This window comes from Pedobacter agri PB92, assembly GCF_000258495.1.
GTDB lineage: Bacteria > Bacteroidota > Bacteroidia > Sphingobacteriales > Sphingobacteriaceae > Pedobacter > Pedobacter agri.
On record NZ_AJLG01000220.1, the window covers coordinates 1 to 6,784 of the forward strand.

5 protein-coding genes are annotated in these 6,784 nt (G+C 40.3%); 4 read left to right on the plus strand and 1 reads right to left on the minus strand.

What is annotated here, in order from left to right; translation table 11 throughout:
- Positions 1 to 79 precede the first annotated feature (79 nt).
- Positions 80 to 871: an APC family permease gene (locus ON09_RS21345; RefSeq protein WP_010603108.1), complete on the minus strand. Its 792-nt coding sequence runs from the start codon at positions 869 to 871 to the stop codon at positions 80 to 82.
- Between the two features lie 322 nt (positions 872 to 1,193).
- Here ON09_RS21345 and ON09_RS21350 point away from each other — a divergent pair, with 322 nt between their 5' ends.
- The 4 genes from ON09_RS21350 to ON09_RS21365 form a co-directional block, all read left to right on the plus strand.
- The gene (locus ON09_RS21350) at positions 1,194 to 3,440 is read left to right on the plus strand and encodes a sodium-translocating pyrophosphatase (RefSeq protein ID WP_010603109.1); all 2,247 of its coding nucleotides are present in this window, start codon (positions 1,194 to 1,196) and stop codon (positions 3,438 to 3,440) included.
- A 129-nt stretch (positions 3,441 to 3,569) separates the two neighbouring features.
- On the plus strand, positions 3,570 to 5,027 hold the full coding sequence (locus ON09_RS21355) for an amino acid permease (protein ID WP_010603110.1): 1,458 nt from the start codon (positions 3,570 to 3,572) through the stop codon (positions 5,025 to 5,027).
- A gap of 99 nt (positions 5,028 to 5,126) precedes the next feature.
- Positions 5,127 to 6,449, plus strand: coding sequence for an alpha-2-macroglobulin family protein (locus tag ON09_RS21360; protein WP_010603111.1), 1,323 nt, complete (start codon positions 5,127 to 5,129; stop codon positions 6,447 to 6,449).
- Between the two features lie 61 nt (positions 6,450 to 6,510).
- The coding region (locus ON09_RS21365; RefSeq protein ID WP_010603112.1) for a MarC family protein at positions 6,511 to 6,784 on the plus strand (274 nt) is incomplete at its 3' end.

Sequence of the window (6,784 nt, forward strand, 5' to 3'; positions counted from 1 at the left end):
AGATAGATGAAATTAACCAGGAGGTAAAGTATCATTACTGCCGATGTGCCTAACACCATCGATCTGACTACATTTTTTTTTAGGTATTTTCGATTTCGCCGGAAACAAAGGTCACGTTCTCCCAGGCCACGCTCGAAAAAACAGATCCAACCATAGCTGCTGCTATTCCAGCCATGATGCCCATCCCGGAAATTGATTCCCAACCGGATTTTAAAAAGTTGCCACCCGAATCGGTTTTTAAATTATTAAAAGCATCCCATCCAAAACTCATGTTTCCAGACCAGAAATTATTCTTCACCAAAAGAAAGCCTAGAAGAATTAACCCAATGAGCGCAACGATTTTTGATCCGGTAAAAACATTTTGCAACAATTTTCCACTCTCAACGCCTTTAGTATTTATATAGGTAAGCAGCAAAATAACGCCAATTGCCAAAATCTGAATCCAGGTGATTTTGTAACTGCCATTTTGAAATAATGGTGCGGCATCATTTAATGCCGGGATTAAGTAAGCGGTAAATTTACCAAATGCCACAGCTACCGCCGCAATGGTACCGGTTTGAATTACTGTAAATAATCCCCAACCGTACAAAAAACCCATCATTTTACCGAAGATTTCCTTTAAGTATGTGTACTGTCCTCCTGCTTTTGGAAACATGGCTGAAAGTTCGCCATACGAGATTGCAGCAGCCACAGTCATAACACCCGTAATCACCCAAACCACAATTAACCAGTATCCAGATCCCAAATTTCTCATGATATCGGCACTTACAATAAAAATACCGCTTCCAATCATCGATCCCATGACTAGCATTGCAGCATCAAAAAGACCTAGCTTTCGCTTGGGAGCACTTTCGCCCTGTAGTTTTTCCATTTTTTTTTGTTGGTTTAGCTTTAGTTTCCGGCTAATTTATTTATAAATAAATAAAATTACATCCATTAAACTGTATTATTTTAATTGACGTAGACTCACGACTCATTTAATAAAAACATCACAAAGGCAATGAATGATGCTTCCTGTGATTATATCGATCGCGTTATTCATTCCGTTAAACTCTCATTTTTTATTTAAGTACAAGGAAATAAAATTATTATATTGCTTAACTAATAACCAAAATTTAAGAAATCAATGTTCTTTACCGATGAGGGTAAATCAATGAACTTGATATCAGCGAACCAATAACCAAATATTAACTATGAATTTTTTACAAGAGAACTTAATTTACAGTATCCCGGCTTTGGGCCTGGTTGGGATTATTGTGATGATGATTAAAAGCGCCTGGGTAAACAAACAAGATGCCGGAGATAAAAATATGCAGGAGCTGGCTGGTTACATTGCCGATGGCGCCATGGCATTTTTGAAGGCGGAATGGAGAGTGTTAAGTATTTTCGCAGTTTTTACCGCTGCATTATTAGCCTACTCCGGAACCATTACAGAAATTAAAGGTGTACCCATGCACTCCAGCTGGATTATTTCTATATCCTTTTTAATTGGTGCCATTTTTTCTGCTACTGCTGGATATATTGGAATGAAATCGGCCACAAAGGCTAATGTAAGAACCACACAAGCAGCGAGGACAAGCTTAAAACAAGCATTAAAAGTATCCTTTACAGGTGGTACCGTGATGGGCTTAGGCGTAGCGGGTTTGGCTATATTGGGTTTAGGTGGCTTATTCATCGTTTTTTTGAAATACTTCAATGTTGTATCAGTGAACAGCGTAGAAATGAAAACAGCCATTGAAGTATTAACCGGGTTTTCACTCGGGGCGGAATCTATCGCCTTATTTGCACGTGTTGGTGGAGGAATTTACACCAAAGCTGCGGATGTTGGTGCCGACTTAGTGGGTAAAGTGGAGGCAGGAATTCCTGAGGATGATGTGAGAAATCCTGCAACCATTGCCGATAACGTAGGTGATAATGTGGGCGACGTTGCAGGTATGGGCGCCGATTTATTTGGCTCTTATGTAGCTACAATTTTGGCGACAATGGTTTTAGGCCAGGAGATTGATGTAAAAGATAATTTTGGCGGGATGTCTCCTATCCTATTGCCAATGGTAATTTGTGGCTTGGGTATTATCTTTTCTATTATCGGCACCTGGTTTGTGACCATTAAAGATGAAAAATCTAATGTTCAAAACGCCTTAAATCTTGGCAATTGGTCTTCAATCGTGATTACTGCCGTTGCGTCATTTTTTATTGTGAATTGGATGCTGCCGGAAACACTAAGTTTACGCGGCTATGCATTTTCCAGTATCAATGTATTTTACGCCATCATTGTTGGTTTGGTTGTGGGCACCATTATGAGTGTGGTAACTGAATACTTTACGGCTATGGGCAAAGGCCCTGTAAATTCCATCATTCAACAATCTTCAACAGGGCATGCCACAAATATTATCGCAGGTTTATCAGTGGGGATGAAATCAACAGTAATTCCAATTTTGGTTTTGGCTGGCGGGATTATGGCTTCCTATCATTTTGCAGGTTTATACGGTGTAGCCATTGCAGCTGCCGGCATGATGGCCACAACAGCGATGCAATTGGCCATTGATGCATTCGGGCCGATAGCTGATAACGCAGGCGGTATTGCAGAAATGAGTCAGCTCCCACCTGAGGTTCGTGAAAGAACAGATAATTTGGATGCCGTAGGAAATACAACTGCTGCAACCGGTAAGGGATTTGCCATCGCATCGGCAGCATTAACTTCACTGGCACTTTTCGCCGCTTTTGTAGGGATTGCCGGAATTAGTGCGATTGATATTTATAAAGCGCCGGTATTAGCGGGATTATTTATTGGCGGTATGATTCCTTTTATTTTCTCTGCCCTATGTATCCAGGCAGTTGGAAAAGCCGCTATGGATATGGTTCAGGAAGTTCGCCGCCAGTTCAGGGAAATCCCTGGCATTATGGAATACAAAGCAAAACCTGAGTATGAAAAATGTGTGGCCATTTCTACCAAAGCGTCTATACGGGAAATGATGCTTCCAGGTGCAATTGCTTTAATCACGCCAATCATAATAGGGTTCACTTTCGGACCAGAAGTTTTGGGGGGACTATTAGCGGGTGTTACTGTAACCGGCGTACTGATGGGAATTTTCCAGAGCAATGCAGGCGGTGCATGGGATAACGCTAAAAAATCTTTCGAACAAGGTGTAATGATTAACGGAGAAATGTTCTACAAAAAATCTGAGCCACACAAAGCATCAGTAACAGGCGACACCGTTGGAGATCCATTTAAAGATACTTCAGGACCATCGATGAATATTTTAATCAAATTAATGTCTATTGTTTCGCTGGTTATTGCTCCTTACATCGCAGTGAAGGCTATACCTACTGAAGAAAGGCAAGAAGTTCGCAAAGAAATCAGAATTGAGCAAAAAACTGATGCTTCAGGTAACGTCATTAACGACACTTTAATGAATACTACCGATACACTGGCAAATTAGTTGTAAAAACATAGAGATAATAGTACTGAAATGGGGATTTTAACAAAATCCCTTTTTCTTTTTCGCAATTTTTATTTAGGTTTACCGCTTATTATCATAAATCAACAAACATAAAAGACTAAACAAATTATGAATCTTAAAAAGCCTATTGATGTGCTTATAGCAGAATCTGCTGAAAGTGGCGAGGGGACGCTCAAACGTACGCTGAGCAGTACGAGCCTTGTTGCTCTGGGCATTGGAGCGATTATTGGGGCAGGTTTATTCTCATTAACAGGTATCGCAGCAGCTGATCACGCTGGACCAGCCGTAACATTATCATTTGTACTGGCAGCAGTTGGATGTGCATTCGCCGGTTTGTGTTATGCAGAATTTGCTTCGATGATTCCTGTTGCCGGTAGTGCTTACACTTATTCTTACGCTACAATGGGTGAGTTTATGGCCTGGGTTATCGGATGGGATTTAGTGTTAGAATATGCTCTTGGCGCTGCAACGGTCGGGGTTTCCTGGTCTGGTTATTTCAACAAACTGCTACACGAATTTGGCCTCGAAATGCCGCTCTACCTCACAAAATCATTTGCAGAAGTAGATGGTGGAGGAATCAATCTTCCAGCAGTGGTCATCGTTTCTCTTCTTTCACTGATGCTCATCCGTGGAACTAAAGAATCAGCAAGCCTAAATAATATCCTGGTAATTGTTAAAGTTGCCGTAGTAATCATCTTCATCGCATTAGGATGGAAATTTATTAATCCTGCTAACCATACGCCTTATATCCCGGAAAACACTGGTGTTAAAGGAGAATTTGGTATTTCTGGTATCGCTGCAGGTGCTGCGTTGGTATTCTTTGCATTTATTGGTTTTGATGCTGTTTCTACAGCGGCCCAGGAAGCAAAAAATCCGCAGAAAGGCATGCCAATTGGTATTTTAGGTTCTTTGGTAGTTTGTACCATACTTTATGTATTATTTGCTCACGTGATGACAGGTTTAGTACCTTTCTCAGTATTTAAAGGCGATGCTTCTCCGGCAGCTACTGCATTTAAAGTAACTGGTTACAGTTGGTTGCAAATGGGATTAATTATCGCAATTTTAGCGGGTTATACTTCAGTAATCCTGGTGATGTTAATGGGACAATCAAGGGTTTTCTATACCATGTCAAAAGATGGTTTATTACCGAAATTCTTCAGTAACATCCACTCAAAATTCAGAACACCATTTAAAACAAATCTGTTCTTTATGGTTTTCGTAAGTATTTTCGCTGGTTTTGTTCCGGTAACTGATTTGGGTCACATGGTATCTATTGGTACGCTGTTTGCCTTCTCATTGGTATGTATCGGTGTGATGTTATTACGTAAAACGGATCCGAACAGAGCTCGTCCATTCAGAACACCATTGGTTCCTTTCGTGCCGATTATGGGTGTAATTGTTTGTGTTTACCTGATGTCGTCATTACCATTAGAAGCCTGGATCAGGTTAGCAATCTGGATGGCTTTAGGTGTAGCCATCTATTTCTTCTACGGTAAAGGAAATTCAGTTTTAGGCAACAAAGGAAAAGTTGTACATCCGGTTGATCCTCCAAAACCTGAATTATAACAAATAATATAAATTTTATAAGCCCTGACAAATGTCGGGGCTTTTTTGTGTTAAATAATTGTTAATAAAGTACCTTTGCCACACAATCCATCGAAACGTATGCAACGAGTTAAAAACAAGCATTTAGCCATTATCACTTTACTGTTCCTTTCATTCTCCGCTCAAGCACAAAGAACCATTAATGATATAATGGACTCCACAACGGTTAACCACCTGCTTATCATCTCTAAAAAATACGGCTCACTATCTTTTAGCGGTTACATGCAACCACAGTTTCAGGCCGCTCAATCAAACGGTACACTTGCGGAATACCAGGGTGGAAATTTCGGCGAATTTAGTAACAATCGTTTTCGCTTAAGAAGAGGCAGGTTGAGGGCAGATTATATGCTGCTGGATGACAAAGGTAATCAATCTACCTATTTCGTATTGCAATTTGATGGGACTGAACAGGGTGTAAATATCCGGGATTTTTGGGGACGCTATTATGAAAATAAGTGGAAACTCTTTCACGTCACACTGGGCCTATCAGGCCGTCCGTTTGGAAATGAACTACAACTTTCATCAGCCGGTAGAGAGGCTCCCGAACGCGGAAGAATGTCGCAGATTTTAATGAGAACCGAGCGTGATTTGGGCGCAACCTTCACTTTTAATCCTCGCTGGAAAGATGCCAAGCTTAAGAATGTAGTTCTAGATTTGGGTATTTACAATGGCCAGGGACTGGCCGGCCCCGGCGAATTTGATAACAGCAAAGATATAATTGCCAGATTAAGCCACAAACCATACACATTTAAAAAATTAGGCTTTTCTATTGCCGGAGGAATAAGCACGTTGCAAGGCGGATTAAATCATCGTTTGCCTGTAAGCTACAGAATGGAAAATTTAAATGGAAGCCTGGCGATGGTGAAAGATTCTTCAGTAAATACGATTAATAAGGTAGCACCACGCAGATATTACGGTGCTGATGTTCAGTTAGCCACAGCCCTGAAAAGTTGGAAATCAGAATTAAGGGCAGAAGTTATTTCAGGACTACAATCGGCCACAGCAACTACCTCGGCAACGCCTGGTTCTTATCCCGTTGATAATAAATCGTTAGCACTTCCCTACTACACCAGAAATTTTAATGGCGCTTATTTCACCTTCGTACAAACTTTAAATAGTACCGACAATCAATTGATTTTAAAATATGATTGGTACGATCCCAATGCAAAAGTTGCAGGAATGGATATTTCAGCATTAAAGGGATTAACGGCCGCGGATGTTCGGTTCGATACTTTTGGTTTTGGCTTCCTGCATCATTTCAATCCCCATTTTAAAGCGGTAATATATTACGACATGATCAAAAATGAATCAACCCAAATTTCTGGTTATACTGAAGACCGAAAGGATAATGTGTTCACCTTGAGAACACAATTCTACTTTTAATAAATAGTTTCATAATAAGTATTTAATACAATTGGCTTACCTTTGGGTAAATTTGTTCCCTATGAAATATGATTTCATGAAGTTCGACTTCAACCAGATTCTGACCACTACGATGGTAATTTTCGCCATTATTGATATTTTGGGATCAATTCCGGTAGTGATCGAACTTCGCAGGAAAGCGGGACATATTGAATCTGAAAAAGCTTCGATTGTAGCAACTGCGCTCATGATTTTGTTTCTATTCCTCGGAGAATCATTATTAAAAGTGATTGGACTGGATGTAGAATCGTTCGCTATTGCTGGCTCATTTGTAATTTTTTTCATTGCGATGTGTA

Coding starts and splice junctions, on each gene's coding strand:
- ON09_RS21350 (WP_010603109.1), top strand. CDS start 1,194: ATGAATTTTTTACAAGAGAACTTAATTTACAGTATCCCGGCTTTGGGC.
- ON09_RS21355 (WP_010603110.1), top strand. CDS start 3,570: ATGAATCTTAAAAAGCCTATTGATGTGCTTATAGCAGAATCTGCTGAA.
- ON09_RS21345 (WP_010603108.1), bottom strand. CDS start 871: ATGGAAAAACTACAGGGCGAAAGTGCTCCCAAGCGAAAGCTAGGTCTT.
- ON09_RS21360 (WP_010603111.1), top strand. CDS start 5,127: ATGCAACGAGTTAAAAACAAGCATTTAGCCATTATCACTTTACTGTTC.